The sequence below is a fragment of the Paenibacillus sp. GYB004 genome (genome assembly GCF_036577605.1).
GTDB classification, from domain to species: domain Bacteria; phylum Bacillota; class Bacilli; order Paenibacillales; family NBRC-103111; genus Paenibacillus_AB; species Paenibacillus_AB oceani.
The window spans coordinates 167,543-191,350 of the sequence record NZ_JARBDB010000035.1 but is presented as its reverse complement, the minus strand read 5'-3'; the positions used below and the strand labels follow the sequence as shown (position 1 = coordinate 191,350).

The following is a 23,808-nucleotide window of genomic DNA, read 5'->3' as shown; positions in this document are numbered from 1 at the left end:
AGTCCTCCTTAATATCGGAAGCCAGGGGAGGCCCCTGGCTTGTGGTGTGAGAACCGATGATGCAGCTTACAGCTGGCGCAGCTCCTGCATAATTTCCGTCTTCGACTTCGTCTTGTCGTCGACCTTCTTGATCACCCGGGCCGGAGTGCCGGCTACGACCGTATAAGCTTCGACGTCCTGCGTAACGACCGCTCCCGCAGCCACGACGGCTCCTTGGCCGACGCGGACGCCTTCGAGAATGACGGCGTTGGCGCCGACAAGGACGTCGTCTTCGATGACGACCGGCTGTGCCGAAGGCGGCTCGATTACGCCGGCTACGACGGCGCCTGCCCCGATATGGCACATTTTACCGATCTGTACGCGGCCGCCGACGACTACGTTCATATCGATCATCGTGCCGTCGCCGATCGAAGCGCCGATGTTGATAGTGGAGTTCATCATAATAACGGCGTTGTCGCCGATCGTCACTTTATCGCGGATAATGGCGCCTGGTTCGATGCGGGCATTGATGCCTTTCAGATCGAGCAGGGGGATCGCCGAGTTGCGGCGGTCGTTTTCGATTTCGAAATCTTCGATATACGATTTGTTCGTTTCAAGCGCCTCGGCGATTGCCGGCCACTCTCCGAAGAGCACTCCGCTTCCGCCCGAGATAAAGGCACGGACGCCGGAGCCGAAGCTTGCTTGCTCGAGCGCGCCTTTCACATATACTTTTACCGGCGTTTTTTTGACGCTGTTTTTTATAAAGTTAATGACTTCCATCGTGTTCATTTCAGACATGTAAGTGTATTCTCCTTTTCGGCTTGGGAATAACGTCTAAACCTTTTATAGCATAAAAGGAGGGGCGCAATCAATGATGGCGGGCCGCAACGATTCGTCATATTTCCAATTGAATTGTCGATTGACATCATATGTCGAACGTGAGATAATCGTTTGGAACCAAATAGTGCCTTTAAGCTGGTCCTGTGAGGCTGGCAAGGTGGTCGACGAGAAAGTCGCGATATCGTAACGGACGTGCCGGTTGCGAACATGGTCATACGCGCTCTGGGTGGTTGTGCCTTGAGGACGCGAATGACTGTTTCGTGCCCCAGCGATGCGGTCGAATCGAACTCCTTGCCCTAGGGCAAGGAGTTTTTTTGCGGGCGGACTCCGTCATCTCCAGAAGCGGTATCGGCACATGGAAAGCCCCGGATGGATCGGGGCGTAATCGGGAGGTAGCAGGCCATGAATCCGGATAAACTGGTTATAATGGACGAGACGGCAATACGCCGCGCCTTGACGCGCATTGCACACGAGATACTGGAAAAAAATAAAGGCGTGGACGACAGCATTATGGTCGGCATTCGCACACGGGGGATCTATATCGCCAACCGGATCGCAGAACGGATTCGCGACATCGAAGGAATCCCGATGCCGGTAGGCGAGCTGGACATCACCTCGTACCGCGACGACCGCGTGCGGCTGAATTCGGTAATGGCCGCTTCGTCGGTGCAAGCGCCGGATATCCAGGACAAGAGAATTATTTTATGCGACGACGTGCTGTACACGGGCAGAACGGTAAGAGCGGCGATGGACGCCCTGATCGACCTGGGGCGCCCGAGGTCGATTCAACTGGCCGTCCTGGTCGACCGCGGACACCGGGAGCTGCCGATCCGCCCGGACTACGTAGGCAAAAACGTACCGACCTCCAAGCTGGAGCAGATCGAAGTGAAGATGAACGAAGTGGACCGGATCGACGAAGTCGTCATCATTCAGCAAAGGGGATAACGATTCATGACGAGAACGAACGTAGCTGGCGACAGACACCTGCTTGGACTGAAATCCCTCGGAAAAGAAGAGATTGTAAGCATCCTGGACCGGGCCGCGTACTGGGAAAGCCAGACCCACAAGCTATCGCCTGTGCTGGAAGGCAAGTTCGTCGCCAACATGTTTTTCGAGAACAGCACGCGCACGCGGTTCTCGTTCGAGGTGGCGGAGAAGCGGCTCGGCGCGCAGGTGCTGAACTTCGCGGCGGCGGCATCCAGCGTGGAGAAAGGCGAATCGATCTACGATACGATACGGACGCTTGAATCGATGGGAATCGACGCCGGGGTAATCCGGATGAAGCCGATCGGCCTGCTGGCCGAGCTGGCCGAGAAGATCAAAGTTCCGCTGATCAATGCGGGGGACGGCAATAACGAGCATCCGACGCAGGCGCTGCTCGACTTATATACGATCCGCAAGACGTTCGGCGAATTCAAAGGACTAACGGTGGCGATCATCGGCGATATTATGCACAGCAGGGTTGCACGCTCGAATTTGTGGGGACTGCAGAAGATGGGCGCGACTGTGAAGTTTTGCGCGCCGGACAACATGCAGGCGCCCGAGCTGAGCGAATTCGCCGGCTGCGTGACGATGGAAGAAGCGCTGCAGGCCGACGTCGTGATGATGCTCCGCGTACAGCTGGAGCGCCATGACAAAGGATTTATCCGCTCGGCCGAAGACTACCGCGCTCATTACGGGCTGACGGTGGAGCGCGCAGGGATGATGAAGCCTCATGCGATTATCATGCATCCGGCTCCGATCAACCGCGGAGTCGAAATTGACGACGAACTGGTCGAATGCGACAAATCGAAAATTTTTACGCAAATGAGCCACGGGGTGCCGATTCGCATGGCGGTCGTCGAACGGGCGCTGAGCTAACGATAACGAGACGGTCGGCTGCCGGACCATGACGATCCGGCGGCCGATCCGCAACAACCGATCAGGAGGCGAACCATGGGAACTTGGATCATTAACGGACGCGTGCCGGTACGGGGACAAAACGAGCTAGCCACCCGGCATTTGTTTATCGAAGACGGCAAGATCGCGGCTATCGGCAGCGATGTCCCGGATACGAACGGCCACGAAGTGATTGATGCGAAAGGCAAGCTGGTATCGGCAGGTTTCATCGACATGCATGTGCACTTGCGCGAACCCGGCTTCGAATATAAGGAAACGATCGCGACCGGCACCCGCTCGGCTGCACGCGGCGGGTATACGACGATCGCCTGCATGCCGAATACGAGACCGGTCATCGATAAGGTAGAGACGGTTAAGTATGTGTTGGACAAGACCGAGACGGAAGGGATCGTCCGGGTGCTGCCTTACGGCTGCATATCCAAAAACCAGCTCGGCCGCGAGCTGACCGATTTCGCAGCTCTGAAGGAAGCGGGAGTCGTCGGCTTTACGGACGACGGGGTAGGCGTGCAAAGCGCCCAGATGATGAAGGACGCGATGGCGCTGGCCGCTTCGATGAACATGCCGGTCATCGCACACTGCGAGGACAACACGCTTGTCGAGGGCGGAGCGGTATCCGAAGGCGAATTCGCCCGCAAGCACGGGTTGAAAGGAATCCCGAACGAATCCGAAGCGATTCATGTCGGACGCGACATTTTGCTCGCGGAAGCGACGGGCGTTCACTACCACGTCTGCCACGTCAGCGCCGAGCAGTCGGTAAGGCTGATCCGGCACGGCAAGCAGTTCGGCATCAAGGTCACTTCCGAAGTATGTCCGCATCACCTGTTGTTGTCCGACGAGGATATTCCGGGAGTGGACGACGCCAATTGGAAAATGAATCCGCCGCTTCGCACGCCGAAAGACGTAGAGGCGGTTATCGCAGGGCTTGAGGACGGTACGATCGACATTATCGTAACTGACCATGCGCCGCACAGCGAAGAAGAGAAAGCCCGCGGCTTGCAGATGGCGCCGTTCGGCATCGTCGGTTTTGAGACCGCGTTCCCGCTGCTGTATACGAAATTTGTCCGCACCGGACGCTGGACGCTGGAATTTCTGCTGGACCGGATGACGTCAAAGCCTGCGGAACTGTTCGGACTGCCTTGGGGCGTGCTCGAGGTGGGACGCGAAGCCGATCTGACGCTGGTCGATCTGGACACCGAGAAGGCGGTAGAGCCATCGGAATTCCTCAGCAAGGGGCGCAACACCCCATTCACCGGCTGGAAGCTGTACGGCTGGCCGTCGCTTACGATGGTGGGCGGCAAAACCGTTTGGAGCGAATAACTTCCTTATATATAGAGCAAGGTGCAACTAGAAGCAGAAATCATCATGGCATAACGACGAGCAGCACATCGATTGGAGGATGAAAGGATGCAAGCAAGACTATTGTTGGAAGACGGCACGCTTTTCACAGGCAAAGGGTTTGGCAGCGAAGGCGAGTCGGTTGGCGAAGTCGTATTTAACACCGGAATTACCGGTTATCAGGAAGTATTGTCCGATCCATCCTACTGCGGACAAATCGTAACGATGACGTATCCGCTCATCGGCAACTACGGGATTGCGCGCGACGACTTCGAGTCGATCCGCCCGTTCATCCACGGGTTCGTCGTACGCGAGCATGAAGAGGTGCCGTCCAACTGGCGTGCCCAATATACGATCGACAGTCTGCTGAAGGAATACGGCGTTGTCGGAATCAGCGGCATCGACACGCGGATGCTGACACGGCTGATCCGTCATCACGGGGTTATGAAAGGGTTGATCACCACGTCGAACCGCCCTGTCGAGGAGCTGATGGAGCAGTTGAAGGCGACTCCGCTTATTACGGACCAAGTATCCCGCGTCTCCACCAAGACAGTATTCAGCTGCCCGGGTACGAAGGAGCGTATCGTGCTCGTCGACTTCGGCGCCAAAAGCGGCATCATCCGCGATTTGACCAAACGCGGCTGCGACGTCGTCGTCGTCCCTCAGGACGCGACCGCCGATCAGATCCGCCGACTGGCACCGGACGGCATCCTGTTGTCCAATGGCCCCGGGGACCCGAAAGACGTTCCGCATGCGGTCAAAATGATCGCCGAGCTGCTCGGGGAATTCCCGATCTTCGGCATCTGCCTCGGACATCAGCTGTTCGCTCTCGCTTGCGGCGCGGATTCGGAGAAGCTGAAGTTCGGTCATCGCGGAGGCAACCACCCGGTTAAAGATCTGATCTCGAACCGCTGCTACATCACTTCGCAAAACCACGGCTACACGGTTAAAGACGATTCGATCGCAGGCACTGACCTGATCGTGACTCATATCAACAACAACGACAAGACGATCGAAGGCTTGAAACATAAAACGCATCCCGCGTTTTCGGTGCAGTATCATCCGGAAGCCGCTCCGGGACCGTTCGACTCGAGCTACCTGTTCGACGACTTCATCACGATGATTCACAGCTTCAAGGAGCAAAATCCGCGCTCCCCGCGTCAAGCCGAAATCGTGGCTGCACGCGGTGCCGGATCGGACCTCCAGCGGAAAGGGGAACTCGCATATGCCAAAAAATAATGCACTCAGAAAGATACTAGTGATCGGCTCCGGTCCGATCGTCATCGGTCAAGCGGCCGAATTCGACTATGCGGGAACGCAAGCTTGCCAAGCCCTGAAAGAAGAAGGCATGGAAGTTGTCCTGATCAACAGCAACCCGGCCACGATCATGACCGATACGAATATGGCCGACAAAGTATACATCGAACCGATCACGCTGGAGTTCGTATCGCAGATCATCCGCCAGGAAAAACCGGACGGCTTGCTGCCGACGCTGGGCGGACAAACCGGTCTTAACATGGCCGTAGCGCTAGCGAAAGCAGGTGTGCTGGAGAAAGAAAACGTCAAGCTGCTCGGTACGCAGCTGACCGCGATCGAGAAAGCCGAAGACCGCGACCTGTTCCGCGACCTGATGCGCGAGCTGGAGCAACCGGTACCGGCGAGCGTCATCGTAACGACGGTTCCGCAAGCGGTCGACTTCGCCAATGAGATCGGCTATCCGATCATCGTTCGTCCGGCCTATACGCTGGGCGGCACGGGCGGCGGTATCTGCAACACGGAAGAAGAACTGGTCGATATCGTATCGTCCGGTATCCGCTACAGCCCGATCGGCCAATGTCTGGTCGAGCGCAGCATCGCCGGCATGAAGGAAGTCGAATACGAAGTGATGCGCGATGCGAACGACAACTGTATCGTCGTATGTAACATGGAAAACTTCGATCCGGTCGGCGTTCATACCGGAGACAGTATCGTCGTAGCTCCGAGCCAGACGCTGTCGGACCGCGAATATCAGATGCTGCGTTCCGCATCGCTCAAAATCATTCGTGCGCTCAATATCGAGGGCGGCTGTAACGTCCAATTCGCGCTTGATCCGCACAGCTTCCAATATTATGTGATCGAGGTCAATCCGCGCGTAAGCCGCTCTTCGGCGCTCGCTTCCAAAGCAACGGGTTATCCGATTGCGAAGATGGCAGCCAAAATTGCGATCGGTTATACGCTGGACGAATTGGTCAACCCGGTTACCGGACAAACCTACGCCTGCTTCGAGCCTACGCTCGATTATATCGTATCGAAAATTCCGCGCTGGCCGTTCGATAAATTTACGAGCGCCAACCGCAAGCTCGGCACACAGATGAAAGCGACCGGGGAAGTCATGGCGATCGGCCGGACGTTCGAAGAGTCGATTCATAAAGCGATCCGTTCGCTGGAGATCGGCGCGCACCGCCTGTTCCTGAAAGGCACCGATCTGCTCGACGTCGATACGCTCGAGACCCGTCTGCGCAAGCCGGACGACGAGCGCCTGTTCCTGATCGCGGAAGCGTACCGCCGCGGCTATACCTTGCAGCAGATTCAAGATTTGACCAGCATCGACTGGTGGTTCCTCGGCAAGCTGGAGGGAATGATCCAGTTCGAATCGAAGCTGGCGGGCGAGCTGACAAGCGAGCTGCTGCTGGAAGCGAAGCGCAAAGGATTTACCGACCGGGCGATCGCCGAAGTGCGCACGCTGGCCGGAGCGGACTCCTTTACGAAGGAAGCCGACGTTCGCACTTACCGTCTGCAGTCAAACATCAAGCCGGTATACAAAATGGTCGACACGTGCGCGGCGGAGTTCGAAGCGACGACACCGTACTACTACTCGACTTACGAAACGGAAGACGAAGTGCTAGAGACGAGCAAGGAGAAAGTCATCGTCCTCGGCTCCGGACCGATCCGGATCGGACAAGGCATCGAGTTCGACTACTCGACCGTTCATGCGGTATGGGCGATCCAGGCGGCCGGTTACGAAGCCGTAATTATTAATAACAACCCGGAGACGGTATCGACCGACTTCAATACGTCCGACCGTCTGTACTTCGAGCCGCTGTTCTTCGAGGACGTCATGAACGTCATCGAGCGCGAGAATCCGATCGGCGTAATCGTCCAATTCGGCGGCCAGACGGCGATCAACCTGGCGGCTCCGCTGTCCAAAGCGGGCGTTCGCATCCTCGGAAGCAGCCTGGAAAGCATCGACGCAGCCGAAGACCGCAAGAAGTTCGAAGCACTGCTGCGCGAGCTGAACATCGCCCAGCCTCCGGGAGGCACGGTCACTTCGGTTGACCAAGCGGTCGGTACGGCTTCGCAATTCGGCTACCCGGTTCTCGTTCGTCCGTCCTACGTACTGGGCGGCCGCGCGATGGAGATCGTCTACTCTGACTCCGAACTGCTCAGCTACATGGAATACGCGGTGAAGATCAATCCGGAGCATCCGGTTCTGATCGACCGTTATATGCTCGGCAAAGAAGTCGAGGTCGACGCGATCTGCGATAAAGAAACGGTGCTCATTCCGGGCATCATGGAGCATGTCGAGCGCGCAGGCGTTCACTCCGGCGACTCGATCTCGGTATATCCGCCGCAGTCGATCTCTGAAGAGCTCAAGCAGAAAATCGTCGATATTACGGTAAAAATCGCACGGGCTCTTGAAGTTGTCGGTCTCGTCAACATCCAGTTCGTCATCTTCCAGGACGAAGTGTACGTCATCGAGGTGAACCCGCGTTCGTCCCGTACGGTACCGTTCTTGAGCAAAGTAACGAATATCCCGATGGCCAACGTGGCAACCCGCGTCATCATGGGCCAGAAGCTTGCCGACATGGGTTACGAAACCGGTCTGTGGCCGGAAGACGACCACGTGTCCGTCAAAGTGCCGGTATTCTCGTTCGCCAAGCTGCGCCGCGTAGAACCGACGCTCGGTCCGGAGATGAAGTCGACGGGCGAAGTGATGGGCCGCGATCTCAATTTCGCCAAGGCGTTGTATAAAGGATTTATCGGCTCCGGTATGAAAATTCCGCCGACCGGCGCGTTGATCGCGACGATCGCGGATAAAGATAAAGAAGAAGCGATTGAGCTGTTCCGCGGATTTTTCGAGCTCGGCTACAAAATCGTCGCTACCGGCGGCACGGCCGACGCGCTCGAAAAAGCGGGCTTGCGCGTAGAACGCGTCAACAAGCTGAGCGAAGGCTCGCCGAACATTCTTGACCTGATCCGCAACGGCGAAGCTCACTTTGTGGTCAATACGCTGACCAAGGGCAAGACGCCGGAGCGTGACGGCTTCCGGATCCGCCGCGAGGCAGTCGAGAACGGCGTCGTCTGTATGACATCGCTGGATACGGTACGGGCGCTGCTGCACGTGCTTAACACGATCAACTTCTCGTCGCGGGCCATGCCAAACGTGCAGCTATCCGCTTCGAAATAAGTGGATAGCGGGTAGCCGGCAGCCGGCGCCGGGAAGAAGGACGTATCCCGCCGCCGCAACCGAATAGAACGAACAGGAGGCCGGTTTCCCGACTATGCAAGCGAGTCGGAGACCGGCTCTCATATGACCTTATATCCGTTAAGGAGGGCTTCGAACTTGAAATCCAACAGGAATCCGGCAGAACGGATTATCGTCGCACTCGATTACCCCGATGCGGCGGGAGCCGAGTCGCTGCTTCGCCAGCTGGAAGGCATTCCTTGCTATATGAAGGTGGGCATGGAGCTGTTTTACGCAGCTGGACCGCAATTCGTGCTCCGTCTGAAGGAAGCGGGCTACAACGTATTTCTCGACCTGAAGCTGCACGATATTCCGAATACGGTCAAGGGCGGATCGGCCAGCGTGACGCGCCTCGGCGTCGATATGTTCAACGTGCACGCTGCGGGAGGCGCTGCGATGATGGAAGCGGCGCGGGAAGGCGTGGAGCAGGCGCTGTCCGACCGTCCCGGATCGGCGAAGCCGATTCTGATCGGAGTCACCCAGCTTACCAGCACGAGCCAGCAGGTGCTGAACGACGAGATCGGCATCGCCGGTCCGATCGAAGAGGCGGTGCTCCGGTATGCGTCGCTGGCCAAGCAGTCCGGGCTCGACGGCGTAGTCGCTTCGCCGCTTGAAGTGACCCGCATCAAGGAACGCTGCGGCGCTTCGTTCGCCACCGTGACCCCCGGCATTCGTCCGGCAGGCGCCGCGATCGGAGACCAATCGCGCGTCATGACGCCGCAAGACGCCTTCGCGCAAGGCACCGACTATATCGTCATCGGCCGTCCGATTACGGGAGCGGCAGACCCGCGCCAGGCGCTTGAACAGATTATCGAATCGATAACGGGATAAGGAGAAGATAGATATGGCACTGCGTTACTTGGATGAACAAATCGCGGAAGCGCTGCTTGAGATCGGCGCGGTCAGCTTGCGGCCGAAACAGCCTTTTACATGGACGTCGGGGATCAAATCCCCGATCTACTGCGACAATCGGATCACGATCTCCGATCCGTCGGTACGCGATCTGATCGCGCTCGGCTTCGCGGAGAAAATCCGTGAAATGTACCCCGATGCGGAAGTGCTCGCGGGCATCGCGACGGGCGGCATTCCGCATGCGGCATTTGTAGCCCAGAAGCTGAACCTGCCGATGATCTACGTGCGCGACAAGGCGAAAGGCCACGGCAAAGAAAACGTCATCGAAGGCTCGCTGAAGGCGGGCCAAAAAGTAGTAATGATCGAGGATCTGATCTCCACCGGAGGCAGCTCGGTCAAAGCTTCGCTGGCCGTACGCGAGGCCGGCGCGGAAGTACTTGGCGTGATCGCGATTTTCAGCTATCAGTTGGAGAAAGCCGCCGAGAACTTCGGCAAGCCCGGTTTTGCGTTCGACTCGCTGTCGAACTTTACGGCGCTCAGCAAAGTGGCGCTCCAGCTCGGTAAAATCGAGCAGGACGATATGGAGCTGCTGCAATCGTGGCGGACCAACCCGGAATCGTTCGGCGTGTAAATCGATCAAGCCCCTCCTGCTGCCAATAGCGGGAGGGGCTTTTTTGTACGCTGTACGACTGGCGGCTGGCGCGCCTAGCAGCCACCGGCTGAATTCGGCTGCCACCGGAATTTCAGGAAGAACCGGAGTCGGACGCTTCCGGTTTCCAAGCCTCGATGCGAAACAGCTTGCGGGGTCTTCCTTTCGCGCCGGGAGCTTCCTCCCCGACGATCCGGGCCAATCCGCTGCGCTCCAGCTCGGCCAGGAGCCGGTTCGCATTGCGCTGCGTCATGTCCAGCCAGGAAGCCAAGTCGGCTGCGCTGACTGACCGTTTGCCCGTTCGGGTCTGCACGGAGACGATCCGGTTGAACATGGCGGCCGAGACGCCGGCCCGCTTCAATTGCTCGATCACATCCAGGTCGCCGGATCGGTAATGATACGAGAGCGACTCCTGATTCGGAAACGATTCCTGGATCGCCCCCGCTTCGTCGGTGACGACGAGACCGCCTTCCGCATTCATTTCCGTGCGGGACAGCGCCAGCACCGCGTTTTGCTCCGCACCGAATGCGGTGAGTCCGTACCCGATACCGAAGTGGACCGTACCGCCGGTAAGCAGCCGGATTTTCTCGAACAGGAGCGTAGGGGGGAACGACGTATTCCGCTCGATGGCTCCCCGAGTGGAGAACATGCTGAAGGACGTCCCTCCCGATGGAAGAAGCGCCCCGGAGATGTGCTCGGTAAATTGGAGCAGCAATTCCTGCAGCTTCAGGTTGAGCCGGTACGTTTCATAAGCGCTTGTATGTTCATTCAGCACGTTGCGCACATGCAGGAGAAGCACGGCAATCTGGGATTGCCGGAAATGGTTCGTCTCCCCGAGCTGGGAGGCCAGGCGCAAAGTCTCGCGGATGGACATGACGGTCGGGACGATCCGGTATACGGTGACCCCGCGCTTGCGCAATTCTTCGCAGACGTGTCCGCGATGGGTAATGCATACTTCCACTTGACCGCTGCGATAAAGAGCTTCGTGGAACTGTACAAGCTCGGCGGAGGGAACGTATCCGCTATTCGGATGAATGACCGGGACGCTGTCCTGCAGCTGAAGCTCGTCCAGCGTTTCCGCGACTTCCGCTTGCGTCAGCGTATCGATGCTGAACCGTAACGGGATGCCTCCTTCGCGTACGGCGGCGAACAACGCTTTCATAAGCGCGGAACCGCTGGAGCGGATCATCAGCATATGGGGCTCGGGTACATAAGCGCTGCCGAACTCGTATGCGATCCGTCCGGTAAATAGCCAGATGTCGATATCGCCCCGATGCTCCTTCACGATATCCGCAATTTCTTCGACATCCTCATAGATGTACGGGATCAGGGTGATTCGGCCCTCCCATTCCCGGCCGACCCGTTCCACGAGAGCGATCGTATCCGAAGGCCCGACCAGGCCAATAATAATGTTCATAAGTACCTCCGCAAGGTGTGGAATGCAGCAACATCACGCTTCGCTAGTTCAAGCTTATCTTTCTATTATGGAGGGCAGAGCCTGCAAAAAGCAATCCGCCCCCAGTTTTCCCTCCCAACTTTCCTGTCCAACTTTCCGTCCAAATGTCCAAAAGAAACATCCGTTCTCCGCTTCCATCTTGATGTAATTATCGATTGACACAGGTGCGAAAGCAATGGTAGTCTTTATATGGAATATATACAGACAATTTCTTTAAATGAACGTATTTCCGTTTCTGTACGATGAGACAGCGGCGGTAGTTTCAATGTAAACGTATCCTTGAACGGGGAGGATGAGATGAACAGCTTCCAAAAGGAACAATGGCTCGCTGATATGATTGCCTGGCGAAGAAACCTCCACGCCCACCCCGAACCGGGCTGGCTCGAATACCGGACAGCGGCGTTCGTGGCCGCACAGCTGGCCTCGCTTGGGCTGGAGGTGACCGTCGGCCGCGGCGCGTGCTCGTCGAAGGCGCGTATGGGCGTGCCTGATGCGGAGACGATTCGCGCTCACGAACAATTAGCTTTGAAGGAAGGCGTCGATCCCGAGTGGCTCGGGCGAATGAAAGGGGGCCATACGGCAGTCGTCGGCGTGCTTCGCGGCGCCAAGCCGGGGCCGGTCATCGCCCTCAGATTCGATCTGGACTGCGTCGAGGTCGGGGAGGATGAAGGCTCGGAACATCTGCCGAGAAAGCTGGGCTTCGCTTCCCGCCGGCCGGGACTTATGCATGCCTGCGGACATGACGGGCATCTTGCGATCGGGCTTGGGGTGGCGGCGAAGCTTGCCGCAAGCGCGAACGAGCTGGCTGGGGAAGTGCGACTGCTCTTCCAGCCTGCGGAAGAGGGCTGCCGCGGCGCGCAGTCGATGGTGGAGTCCGGCTGGCTCGACGGCGTCGATTATTTGTTCTGCGGACATATCGGCCTCAAGAGCAACACAGTCGGCGAGATCGTCGGTTCGGTCAGCGGCTTCCTGTCCACGACGAAGATTGATGCCGTATTTCGCGGCAGAGCCGCACATGCCGGAGAGTCCCCGGAGCAGGGGAACAACGCGCTGCTCGCCGCCTGTGCCGCGGCACTGCATCTGCATGGCATCAGCCGCCACGGAGGCGGGGCGACCCGGGTGAATGTGGGGAGGCTTGAAGGAGGCGCCGGACGCAACGTCGTCCCCGGGGAAGCGAGCCTGAAGCTCGAGCTTCGCGGTGAGACGGAGGAGCTGAACGCTTATATGGCTGGAGAGACGAGCCGCATTTTGGCTGCGGCGGCGGCGCTGTACGATGTAACCTGCGAGTGGGTTACGGTCGGCCGCGGAACGAGCGTGGAAGGCGACGTTTCGCTCATCCCGCTGATCGAGAAGGAGTGCGCCGCTCTAGAGGCGGTCGGCTCTTTTATCGGTACGCTGCCGTTCGGCGCTTCAGAGGATGCGACATTTATGCTGAGGAAGGTCCAGGAGCAGGGAGGGCGCGGCGTCTATATGCTGTTCGGTAGCCCGTTGGCCGCAGGGCACCATCATCCTTCGTTCGATTTCGACGAGCGGGTGCTCGGGATCGCCGCCGAACTGCTGGTCCGTCTCGTACTCGTCTGCCCCTACTGGCCGGCGGAAGATCAATCTGGTACTTTCAATTAGGAAGGACTGAATCGGCTTGACCCGAATGACGATAGCCGCTACGGGCGACAGTTTTATTACAAGACGTCTGCCGGTCGGGGACGAGACGCTTCCCGGCTTGGCCGAGCTGCTCGGCCGGTCCGACATCCGGTTTACGAACCTGGAAGTGACGGTGCACCGGATGGAAGGGTTCCCGAATGCACAAAGCGGCGGCACATGGGCTGCCGCCGACCCGGCCGTGCTGGACGATTTGCAGCGATACGGCTTTAATGCGCTTGCCTGGGCGAACAACCATACGCTGGATTACTCCTACGGCGGGCTGGAGGCGACGAAACGGTACTTGGACCGGTACGACTGGGTGCATGCGGGTGTCGGGCGCAATTTGGCCGAAGCGGGCGGCATCCGGTATATGGAGTTTCAAGGGGGAAGGGCGGCGCTGATCGCGGCTACCTCGACCTTTCACGAATCGTGGCGCGCCGGAGAGCAGCGCTCGGACGGAATCGGCAGACCGGGAGTCAATCCGCTCCGCTATGTGACCACCTACCGCCTGTCAGAGGAGCAAATGAACCAGTTGAAAGCGATTGCATCCGAGACCGGCATTAACGACGAACACGACATGCTGGCCAAGGAAGGCTTTGCGCTCAGCGATCCGGACATGATGCTGTTCGGCGGGCACCGTTTTATCGTCTGTGAGCAGAGGGGAGCTGCGACCAAGCCGCACCAGGCCGATCTGTCCCGGATACTTGAAGCCGTCCGGCATGCGAGGCGTCAAGCCGACTACGCGATCGTCAGCATTCACTCCCATGAGATGAAGGGCAAGCGCAAAGACGCTCCGGCCGATTTCCTCCAAGAGTTTGCCAGACGTTGTATCGACGAAGGGGCGCATGCCGTGATCGGCCACGGGCCGCATATTATACGCGGGGTGGAACTGTACAGAAACAAGCCGATTTTATACAGCTTGGGCAATTTTATTTTCCAGAACGACTCGGTCGAATGGCTGCCTTCCGATTATTATGAGAAATACGGTCTTGGTCATTCGCATCATACGGCTGATGCGCTCGATGCGCGCAGCGCCGGCGATACGCGCGGATTGGGCGCCAACCCCGACGTCTGGTCGTCCGTTGTCGCGTCGCTCGTCTTCGAAGGCGGCGAATTGCTGGGGATGGACTTCCATCCGATCTCCCTCGGGTACGGAACGCCCCGATACCGCCGGGGCTGGCCGAAGCTGACCGGCGATACGGGCATCTTGCGCAAACTGCAAAGCTTGAGCCGGGAGTTCGGGACCGAACTGCATATCGAAGGAACGCAGGCGAGCTGGAGAGCTAGCCGGGTATAACGATCGATGAAACGGAGGAATTTCAAATGCTGTTATGCGGAATGAGCGAGCTGGATATTACCCCTCCTCTCGGCAGCTCTATCCCGGGATATACGGAGGAAAGAAAATCCGGGGGAATCCGGGACCCTCTCTACGCCAAAGCATGGGTCGTCGAGTCGGATGAGACGGTGCTGGCGTTTATTGCTGTCGATGCGCTGTACATTCCGGCTCGCGAGGCGAACCGGATTCGCGAAAGGCTGCTAACGTATACGGGAATCCCGGTTGAGCGAACGATGGTAGCCGCGACGCATACGCATACGGGCGCGCCTGTGCGCATCGGGCTGGACGGGAGCCTCAGCGAGGAATATTTGGCTTATATGGCCGATAGGGCGGCCGATGCCGCGATTGTCGCTTATAACGGACGGAAGCCTGCCCGTATAGGCTGGGGGACGGGGCAGGTGGGCGATGTATCGTTTAATCGGCGCTATTGGATGAAAAACGGGCAATTGCGGACGAATCCGGGCCGTCTGAATCCGGATATCGACCGGCCGGCCGGGCCGATCGACCCGGAGCTGTCGGTCGTACGCGTCGACAGTCTGGACGGACAGCCGATGGGCATCTTGACGAGCTTCGCCTGTCATACGGATACGACCGGGGGAAGCGACTACAGCGGCGATTACCCGGCCGCCCTGTCGGCAGCGGTGAAGAAGTCGCTGGGCGAGCATGCCGTCAGCGTATTTCTGCTCGGCGCGTGCGGGGATATTAATCATACCGATCCGGGCAAGCCGATGCCGGCGGAGCGAAACTTTGCGCAGATCATCGGTCAACGTCTCGCCGGGGAGGCGCTCCGGGTACGCGAGTGTATTGAGACATCCACGGACACCGAAGCCGGCGCCGTCCGCGCCTTTATCCCGATGAAGCAGCGCGAGGCGAGCCAGCGGGAAATCGAGCAAGCCCGGAGCGCGCTGGGGGACAATCGGGTCGTCGGAGCGGAGCGCTTTTTCGCTGAACAAGTTTTGAAAGTGGCGGAGCTGCCCGGAGGGGAAGCGCTGCTGGAAGTTCAGGCCTTGCACCTGGGCGATCTGGCGTTTGTCGGTTTGCCGGGAGAGCTGTTCGTGGAGCTGGGACTTGCCGTCAAGATGGCTTCCCCGTACGCGTCTACGATCGTGAATACGCTGTGCAACGGCTCGATTTACGGTTATGTTTGTACGGAAGCCGCCTACGAGCAAGGCGGATATGAGCCGAGACTGAAAGTATTCAACCGGATCGCTCCGGGGACGGGGGAGCGTCTGACGGAATGCGCATCCGCGCTCCTGGAGCAGTTGGCGCGAGCGGAATAGAGGCGTCAGAGACGATCATCGTTCATATCCATGAAAACCTGGCCGCTGGTCAGGTTTTTTTGTGCATTTAGTAGGTTTAGGTTCGATAAGGGGTTAAGCGATAAAGCGATAAAACGATAAGCGAACCGAGACATATTGAACTAAGAAAAGCTGCCTCTTGCGCAGGGTCATTCGTCGTAGAAAGGGCTTCGTTTAGAAGCTTTTCTTTTATCACGCCATAATGTTAATCTTCTTCACCGTACTAAAGCAGACAAGGGGTTTGGAGCCGTTATTTTGTTCAAAACCCGCTTGGATAGGGAAATAAGAGCGGTTTGGATCTGTTAAAACTAGCGAAAAAGGTACAGATGAGGCGAGTGGGCCGAAATAAGGGATACAAACGAGGCTGTCGATTCATTATGGACAACCAAGTGGAAAGGGAAAAGATTACCTTCTGGCGAGCTTTGTCTGGAATCCCCTACCTTACAATCCTAATTCAATCAAGGGATTCCGGACAACCTGTTTGAGTAGAGGAAGGTAACTTTTCACTTGGAACGGCCTGCTAACACTTCTACACAATGAATCAACACCCCTCCCAAACCGCCTCTATTCGTTTTCGTCCCGGGAAAAGGCCGGAAATAGGAGGTGCCAAAGACTTCTATTCGGTTACTCCGCCCGTACGTAGGTCGTTTCAGCGAAGCTAGACATGATCTGCTCACCAGAATGAGGGTAACATGCTTCAGTTGGAGTCGGATTGTTCCCTGTAAAACCTCATCAGCGAGCGGCTGGAGGATCGAAGGTACCTATTCCCTCCAACGCGCTAACGTGCGGTTTTGCACGTCAAAGAACTGTCTGGACGTTTTACTTGACGGTTTTTCTTAAAAGGATAATTGTACTTGGAAATGAAGAACCCCCAAAAACGGTGCTCATATAGCCAGGTATGAAAGCGGAACTGGAATAAGGCAAATAAAAAAACGGCCGTTTCGGTGGCTGCCGGCTGATCTGCAAACGAAGTGATTCTTTCGTACGCGCCTCATCATATTCGCTATTTACAGATCATTCGTCTAGTGGTATTTTGTTATATATAATATATAATACATAAAAACGACTCCATCATAAAGCGAGGGAAATCGTATGCGAACGTTGAAAAGGGCCGTTCATCTGGACTTCCACACGATGCCGAACGTGAAGGATTTCGCCGAACATTTCGATGCCGGGCAGTTTGCACGTACCTTGAAGGAAGCGCGGGTCGAGTTTATTAACGTTTTCGCCAAATGCAATCTGGGCTTCGCTTATTACCGGACCGATATCGGCATTCCGTATCCGTACATGAAAGGCGATATGCTGGGCGAGATCGTGGAGGAATGCCACAAGGAAGGAATCGGCGTAGCGGCGTATTTCAACATCGGCATCGATCACGAGATGGCGAGAAAACGCCGGGACTGGTGTGTTTTGAACAAGGACGGCCAAGTGATATCGGGAGACCGTACGGGTAACTTTTTCCGCCTGATGTGTCTGAATTCCGGCTACAAGGACTACATGCTCGGTATGATCCGCGAGGTGGTGGAGCGGTATCCGGTAGACGGGGTGTTTCTCGACTGTCTGGTGACGAATCCGTGTTACGGAAACGAGTGTCAGGAAGAACTGCAGGCTTGCGGCAAAGATCCGCTCGATCATCATGAGGTGGACATGTTCACGAGGCAAAAGGTGAACGATTTCTGCTGGGAGGTCAAAAAGATTACCGGCGACGAGCTGCTCCTGCTGCCGAACGGGCTGGGCCATATCCACTGCGACGGATTGGGCTCGCATATTGAGATCGAATGTTTGCCGGGAGCATGGGGGTACGATTACTTTGCGGCCCAGGCCGCCTATTCCCGGACACTCGGCAAGCAAGTGCTGTACATGACGGGACGGTTCCACGCCAGCTGGGGGGATTTCGGAGGGCTGAAGACAAAAGCGTCGCTCGAATACGATTGCTGGGACGCGATCATGAACGGGATCACGACCTCGGTCGGCGATCATATGCATCCCCGTGACGGACTGGATAGTTCGGTGTACCGGAGAATCGGCGAAGTGTACCGCGATATCGAAGCTTACGAGCCATGGACGGAAGGAGCGGCGGCAGCAGCCGAGATTGCCGTCGTGCTACCTCCGGGAAGCGATCTCGGAGCGAACAATCCGAGGTTTCCGAAAGGTCAGCAGGTGCTGTATGCGGCAGCCCGGATGCTGGGCGAGTTGAAGTACGGGTTCAATATCGTAGAGGAACGCGGCGACTTCTCTTTCTACTCTGTTATAATCCTGCCGGACGAGGTGACGGTAACTCCGATCTTAAAGGAGAAGCTGGAGCGGCACCTGGCTGCAGGAGGAAGCGTCATCAGCACCGGTTTTTCCGGTCTGAATACGGAACGGACGCAGTTCGCCCTTGAGCAATGGAATATGGAGTATGTCGGCCCTGACCCGCGCAATGCGTCGTACTTCAACATGATCGAGCCTTCGGAACAGTTCGATTCGGAGTTTCCATATGCCGTATACAAGCAGGGGATACAGTTGAGAGGGAAACCCGGGACCGTTCGGCTCGCCGCCGATGTGGACGCATATTCCAACAAGATGTGGGACGGCTTTCACGGCTATTATTATACGCCTCCGGCGGCAGCTTCCGGTCTGGACGCAGCCGTTCAGTCCGGCCGGATCGTGCAGATCGGATTCCAGCTTTTCGGGGGATACGGTGAGAACGCTTATCCGGAGTATAAATATTTGATCAGGCATTGTCTGGAGAAGCTTCTGCCCGATCCTTTGATCAAGCATGAAGGCATCCCTTCGACTGCGCGGGTAACCGTCACCCGCAAAGACCAACTGGACATCCTGCATGTCAAAGCGACATATCCCGAGCTGCGGGGAAGATACAACGTCATCGAGGAGCATAATCGTTTGCACGACGGCATCGTATATGTAAAGGGGGGGGATGTGAAAGCTGTGTACACCGCTCCTGACCGGACACCGGTTCCGTTCGATATTGTCGATGGGTATGCGAAAATCCGACTGCCTGCGGTTAACGGCTACTTGATGACTGTGATCGAACGCAGCGCGGGCGTGTAGCGAGGAATCGAACCTTGCCGCAGCCCAAGAAGGACGGTGGTCCCAGAAGTGCCCGCATGACAGGGAGCGTCCTATTGCCGAACGAAAGGACCTCAAATTCCATGGTAACGTGGCGACTGAGGTCTTTTTCTGGAGGTGAGTTGGTCCCAAGTGCGGCTCCACAAATCGCCAAACGGACTTAGGAGACAGCCCCCAGATGTGTGCGGCGTGCGGCCCCTTACGTATGCGGGAGAGAGGGTGCGGTGCCTTTGCTCCAGCCGCTCGTTGATGGATGACATCGAAGATGTGGAATAACGCATGATGGCAAATCGGACGATCAGCCTCTTCATGGAATCACACATCCATAAGGTTTTATGGGAACAATCCGACTCCGCATGTAGCACGTTACCCTCATTTTCGTGATCCGTTCATGCTTAGCTTTGCTGAAACGAAATTCGCACGAGCTGAATAATAAAATAGGAGTCTTTGGCACCTCCTATTTTCCGCTTTTTCGAAAAACCGCAACAGATAGAGGCGGTTTGCACCCCCTATTTCAACCAAGTGGGCGGGTCTGCACGCTTATCCACGGATAATAGCAGTCCCAAACCGCTTTTAGTCCCCAAGCGAGGGGGGAAGACGAATGGCCACGGAGCAGGGCTGAAGCGGAAAGCTCAAGATGTGTAACCTTGCGGCATTGCTAGTCCGATCGATAAGTGAGGAGCCCCATTGCTGCTACCGTACGTTGAAGACGAATTTAACCATTCTACGCTATCAAAAAAAAGAGCCTTGCCGGTCGATGGCGACCGCCAAGGCTCTTTTCTCGTTCCCCCGCCACAGGACGGCGGAATTCCGCTTATCTAAAATCCGGCGGCGTCCGGCGGGCGACACCGGTCAAGATCGCCGCTTCCACGACCGCGCGCCTGACGCGCACGACGACCTCCTCGTTGAAGATGCCGGGGATGATGTACTGCTCGTTGCGCTCGCCCTCGGATATGACGGAGGCGATGGCGCGGGCTGCGGCGAGCTTCATCGGCTCGTTGATGAACGTCGCCCGGCAATCCAGTGCGCCCCGGAACATGCCGGGGAAGACGAGCACGTTATTGATCTGGTTCGGGTAATCGCTTCGTCCGGTTGCGAACACCCGCACATGCGGCAGCGCTTCTTCGGGAGCGATCTCCGGGTTCGGATTCGCCATAGCGAAGACGATGTTGTTCGGCGCCATCCGCTGAACGTCTTCCGCGTTCAGCAGCCCGGCACGCGATACGCCGATAAAGACGTCGGCGCCGGTCAGCAATTCCTTCAGGCTGCCCGGCGTATCTTCCACCTGCGGCTGCTCGGCGAGCCAGTTCCACATCGGGTTCGGGTAGCTGCCGCCGCGCACGATCGCGCCGTCACGATCGACCGGGACAAGCTGCTTCACGCCGGCGGCCAGCAGCATTTTGCAGATCGATACACCGGCGGCTCCGATGCCGTTGACGACGACCCGGATATGCTCCATCCGTTTGCCTACAACTTTCAGCGCGTTGATCAGTCCGGCGACGACGACGACGGCCGTTCCGTGCTGGTCGTCATGAAACACCGGAATGTCCAGCTCTTCCGCCAGCCGGGTCTCGATCTCGAAGCAGCGCGGCGAACTGATGTCCTCCAGATTGATTCCTCCGAAGATCGGACTGATCGCTTTGATTGTGCGGATAATTTCCTCGGTATCCGTCGTGTCGAGGCAGATCGGGAAGGCGTCTACATCGGCGAGCTGCTTGAACAGCATCGCTTTTCCTTCCATAACCGGAGCCGCCGCATAAGGACCGATGTCCCCAAGACCGAGGACGGCCGTCCCGTCGGTGATAACGGCTACCGTATTGCGCTTGATCGTGAGCGAGTACGCTTTTTGCGGATTTTCGTGAATGGAAGTACATACCCGCGCTACGCCGGGGGTGTACACCCGCGACAAATCGTCGCGGTTTTTGACCGGAAGCTTGGGCTGAACCGATATTTTTCCTCCCAGGTGGGCAAGAAAGGTGCGATCCGATACGTTCACGACTTCGACACCCTTAAGCGACTTCAATCCTTCGACGACCCGGGCTTCGGCCGTATCGGAGACGTCGATCGTAATATCCCGGACCGACCGGTCGCTGCCGGGACGAATTACGTCGATTGACGTAATGTCGCCCTTGGCCAGACTGATCGCCGAAGCGACCTCACCGAAATTAATTTCGCTATGATTCAATTCAACGCGGACAATGATACTATTGTAGGCCATTATCGGATGTTCCCTTCTCATTTAGGAGTATAATATCAGGTTCGATTAGAAGCTGGATATCGCTTGGGTAATCTCTCTGGCGCCTTTCTGCAGCAAGTTGCGGGTGATCTGGGCATCGTAATGGTTGGAAGCGCTGGAACGGAACGCGCCGAGAATAAGGACGATCTCTCCCCTCGAATTAAAGATCGGACAGCCGAGTCCGGCGATACCGTACGTATACTCCTCAAAGCTTTCCGAGATGCCTTCTTCGCGGATTTGCCGCAGGTTGTCGAGGTACACATTCAGATCGGTAATCGAATTGTCCGTATACCGGGGCAGCTTGCCGTCGACAACGACCTCCTCGATAATGCTCAAGGCGGAATGAACCGACGGTATGAAAGATCGTCGTTCGTTATTCGTGGAGGGCTGCCTGTTCACCTATTCGCATACATTCTTTCGTCTAAAAGAGCAAGGTAAAGGTTCCTCCGCGGATGATCCCCAATTAGAAGGATACATCATCTATTCCGTAAACGACAACTATATTTGATAGAGATTATGAATCGAGGAGCCTTTACGTTGCAGAATTCTGCCTAAAAATACCTTTGTCCAGAAAACTATTATACCATCAAACCTGGCATCGTCTTGTTCGTAAAAGTCTTCCACGTAGTACCTTGATGGGGAGGCCGTTGACAAGCAAGGTGAAGCCGTATAAATTTCAAATGGGGCCTTTTGCCCCCGGCTTGTATAGCACAGTTTCCTTCTCCGCTGTATCGTCCGGAAGGGATGTCGGAATGGGAGTACGGCATGTACGGCGTCTGTCAGCTTGGGGGTTTCCTGTATATGGAAGGTGTTGCCTCCACACTCCGGAATCGGGCCGGATAGAAGACGATGTCCTATGTGATTGCGGCCGGAACGGCCTTTCAGAAGTGAAGGACGACCCGAATCCGGGAGAGATGGAGAACATACGGCGCAAATCCGGTAATCGGGGAAGTACTGACCAGACAAGTGCGAAGCCAGGGCTGATTCAGGGAACTTGCCGCTAATTCGGGAAAGTGGGGATACGATGAAACATCACTTATATATGAACGGCCAGTGGAAAGAAGCGCCCCGGTATACGCCGCTGTACTCGCCTTATTCCGGCGAGCTTGTGGCGGAAGTAGGGGAAGCGGGGGAAGCGGAGACCGAGGAGGCGATCCGTGCCGCCGAAGCGGCCGCTCCGGTGATGGCGGCGATGCCGGCGCACGAGCGGGCGGCGATCCTTGACCGGGTCGTCGCCATTCTCGAACGGCGGCAGGAGGAGCTGGTGCGCATTTTGGCGCTGGAAGCCGCCAAGCCGGTTAAGACGGGACGCGGCGAAATCATGCGGACGATCCAGACCTACAAGTTCGCTGCGATGGAAGCCAGGCGCTTCCATGGCGAGACCGTTCCGCTGGACGCCGCGCCGGGCGGAGAAGGGCGGATCGCTTTTACGATGCGCCGGCCGATCGGCGTCGTGGGGGCGATTACGCCGTTTAATTTCCCGTTTAACCTGGTTGCCCATAAGGTGGGCCCGGCGATAGCGGCGGGAAATACGGTGGTGCTGAAGCCTGCCGGGCAGACGCCGCTTTCTTCGCTCGTGCTCGGCGATATTTTTGCCGAAGCGGGACTGCCTGCGGGAGCGCTTAACATTATCCCGGGGCCGGGAGCGGTAGTCGGGGAGAAGCTGGTGAGGGACAGCCGGGTCAAGGCGATTACGTTTACCGGCAGTCCGGCGGTGGGCATCGCGATGAGAAACAAGGCCGGATTGAAACGGATGACGCTGGAGCTGGGCTCCAACTCCGCGCTCGTCCTCGATCGGACTTGCGACATTACGCCGGAGCTGATCCAGCGCTGTGTGCTTGGCGCTTTTTCCTTCAGCGGGCAAGTCTGCATCTCGATCCAGCGAATCCTGGTCCATGAGGAGAAGGCCGAGGCGTTTGTGCAGCAATTTAAAGCGCAAACCGAGAAGCTGGTCGTCGGCGATCCGCTGGATGAGGCGACGGACGTGTCGGCGCTGATCAGCGAGAAGGAAGTTCGCCGAATGGAGGAATGGGTCGGCAGCGCGGTCGCCCAAGGAGCGGTAGTCGTTACCGGCGGCAAAGCGGTCCATCCGCGGCTGTATCCGCCGACGATCCTGACAGGGGTGCCGACGACCGAGCCGGTATCGTGTCAGGAAGTATTCGGTCCGATCGTCACGGTCGGGTCGTTCTCGACGCTGGACGAAGCGATCCGGGAAGTGAACAATTCCCGTTACGGACTTCAGGCCGGCATCTATACGAACGATATCCATGCGGCGATGCAGGCGGCGGTCGAGATGGACGTAGGCGGGGTCATGATCAACGACTTTCCGACCTTCCGCGTCGACAACATGCCCTACGGTGGAGTCAAGGAAAGCGGCTTCGGCCGCGAGGGCATCAAATATGCGGTAGAAGAAATGACCGAGCTGAAGCTGATCTCGATCAAGCTGAAGCCGTAACAGGCAGGCTGCTGCCTCGATAACCGTCCGGGAATGAAGTGCCCCGCTAGTTAGATCGCATCTAACCGCAGGAGGTACGTTCAAGTTCCGGGCGGTTTTTTTTACCGCTTGCTGCTTGTGGTGTTGGGCGCGCTGGAGAACGGCCGGCTGGAGATGAGAGCGGGGGAGCGGTTTGCTTTGCAGGACGCAGCCAGCGGCCATTCGCGGAGTAGGAAGCAGAGGCAGCACGGGCCAAGCGTTGCTCCGCGTCGAAGAT

The 23,808-nt window shown here is 57.3% G+C and carries 16 protein-coding genes; 12 read left to right on the top strand and 4 right to left on the bottom strand.

Annotation, left to right across the window (positions count from 1 at the left end; translation table 11 throughout):
* Window positions 1-66 precede the first annotated feature (66 nt).
* Window positions 67-777, bottom strand: coding sequence for a 2,3,4,5-tetrahydropyridine-2,6-dicarboxylate N-acetyltransferase (gene dapD / locus PV433_RS15665; protein ID WP_332073011.1), 711 nt, complete (start codon window positions 775-777; stop codon window positions 67-69).
* 444 nt (window positions 778-1,221) lie between these two features.
* On the opposite strand from dapD, the gene pyrR reads away from it, so the two are divergent.
* From pyrR to pyrE, 7 genes are all read left to right on the top strand, one after another.
* Window positions 1,222-1,764: a bifunctional pyr operon transcriptional regulator/uracil phosphoribosyltransferase PyrR gene (pyrR, locus tag PV433_RS15660; RefSeq protein ID WP_332073010.1), complete on the top strand. Its 543-nt coding sequence runs from the start codon at window positions 1,222-1,224 to the stop codon at window positions 1,762-1,764.
* 6 nt (window positions 1,765-1,770) lie between these two features.
* Window positions 1,771-2,679, top strand: a complete 909-nt coding sequence (locus PV433_RS15655) for an aspartate carbamoyltransferase catalytic subunit (RefSeq protein ID WP_332073009.1) — start codon at window positions 1,771-1,773, stop codon at window positions 2,677-2,679.
* Window positions 2,680-2,754: 75 nt separating this feature from the next.
* The gene (locus PV433_RS15650; RefSeq protein ID WP_332073008.1) at window positions 2,755-4,035 is read left to right on the top strand and encodes a dihydroorotase; all 1,281 of its coding nucleotides are present in this window, start codon (window positions 2,755-2,757) and stop codon (window positions 4,033-4,035) included.
* A gap of 87 nt (window positions 4,036-4,122) precedes the next feature.
* Window positions 4,123-5,292 (top strand): glutamine-hydrolyzing carbamoyl-phosphate synthase small subunit, encoded by a 1,170-nt coding sequence (gene carA, locus PV433_RS15645; protein ID WP_332073007.1) that lies wholly within the window; start codon window positions 4,123-4,125, stop codon window positions 5,290-5,292.
* A complete protein-coding gene (gene carB / locus PV433_RS15640) occupies window positions 5,279-8,500 on the top strand; it encodes a carbamoyl-phosphate synthase large subunit (protein ID WP_332073006.1) in 3,222 nt (1,073 codons plus the stop codon). Before carA ends, carB begins: the two co-directional genes overlap by 14 nt.
* A gap of 156 nt (window positions 8,501-8,656) precedes the next feature.
* Window positions 8,657-9,388 (top strand): orotidine-5'-phosphate decarboxylase, encoded by a 732-nt coding sequence (gene pyrF, locus PV433_RS15635; RefSeq protein WP_332073005.1) that lies wholly within the window; start codon window positions 8,657-8,659, stop codon window positions 9,386-9,388.
* 13 nt (window positions 9,389-9,401) lie between these two features.
* Window positions 9,402-10,040 (top strand): orotate phosphoribosyltransferase, encoded by a 639-nt coding sequence (gene pyrE / locus PV433_RS15630; RefSeq protein WP_332073004.1) that lies wholly within the window; start codon window positions 9,402-9,404, stop codon window positions 10,038-10,040.
* Window positions 10,041-10,152: 112 nt separating this feature from the next.
* Here the strand turns inward: pyrE and PV433_RS15625 are convergent, their stop codons facing one another.
* Window positions 10,153-11,475 carry a hypothetical protein gene (locus PV433_RS15625; RefSeq protein ID WP_332073003.1) on the bottom strand — a complete coding sequence of 441 codons (1,323 nt, stop codon included), beginning with the start codon at window positions 11,473-11,475 and terminating at the stop codon, window positions 10,153-10,155.
* A gap of 336 nt (window positions 11,476-11,811) precedes the next feature.
* On the opposite strand from PV433_RS15625, the gene PV433_RS15620 reads away from it, so the two are divergent.
* The 4 genes from PV433_RS15620 to PV433_RS15605 all read left to right on the top strand — a co-directional run bounded on the left by PV433_RS15620 (window position 11,812) and on the right by PV433_RS15605 (window position 18,843).
* On the top strand, window positions 11,812-13,137 hold the full coding sequence (locus PV433_RS15620) for an amidohydrolase (RefSeq protein WP_332073002.1): 1,326 nt from the start codon (window positions 11,812-11,814) through the stop codon (window positions 13,135-13,137).
* Window positions 13,138-13,162: 25 nt separating this feature from the next.
* A complete protein-coding gene (locus PV433_RS15615; protein WP_332073080.1) occupies window positions 13,163-14,452 on the top strand; it encodes a CapA family protein in 1,290 nt (429 codons plus the stop codon).
* 26 nt (window positions 14,453-14,478) lie between these two features.
* Window positions 14,479-15,771: a neutral/alkaline non-lysosomal ceramidase N-terminal domain-containing protein gene (locus PV433_RS15610; RefSeq protein ID WP_332073001.1), complete on the top strand. Its 1,293-nt coding sequence runs from the start codon at window positions 14,479-14,481 to the stop codon at window positions 15,769-15,771.
* A 1,110-nt stretch (window positions 15,772-16,881) separates the two neighbouring features.
* Window positions 16,882-18,843 carry an alpha-amylase family protein gene (locus PV433_RS15605; protein ID WP_332073000.1) on the top strand — a complete coding sequence of 654 codons (1,962 nt, stop codon included), beginning with the start codon at window positions 16,882-16,884 and terminating at the stop codon, window positions 18,841-18,843.
* 832 nt (window positions 18,844-19,675) lie between these two features.
* Here the strand turns inward: PV433_RS15605 and PV433_RS15600 are convergent.
* Complete coding sequence (locus tag PV433_RS15600; RefSeq protein WP_332072999.1) at window positions 19,676-21,079, bottom strand: NAD-dependent malic enzyme; 1,404 nt, start codon at window positions 21,077-21,079, stop codon at window positions 19,676-19,678.
* Window positions 21,080-21,124: 45 nt separating this feature from the next.
* Entirely contained in the window at window positions 21,125-21,433 is a 309-nt protein-coding gene (locus PV433_RS15595; protein WP_332072998.1) for an IclR family transcriptional regulator domain-containing protein, read from the bottom strand.
* A gap of 688 nt (window positions 21,434-22,121) precedes the next feature.
* On the opposite strand from PV433_RS15595, the gene PV433_RS15585 reads away from it, so the two are divergent.
* Window positions 22,122-23,552, top strand: a complete 1,431-nt coding sequence (locus PV433_RS15585; protein WP_332072997.1) for an aldehyde dehydrogenase family protein — start codon at window positions 22,122-22,124, stop codon at window positions 23,550-23,552.
* Window positions 23,553-23,808: the final 256 nt, after the last annotated feature.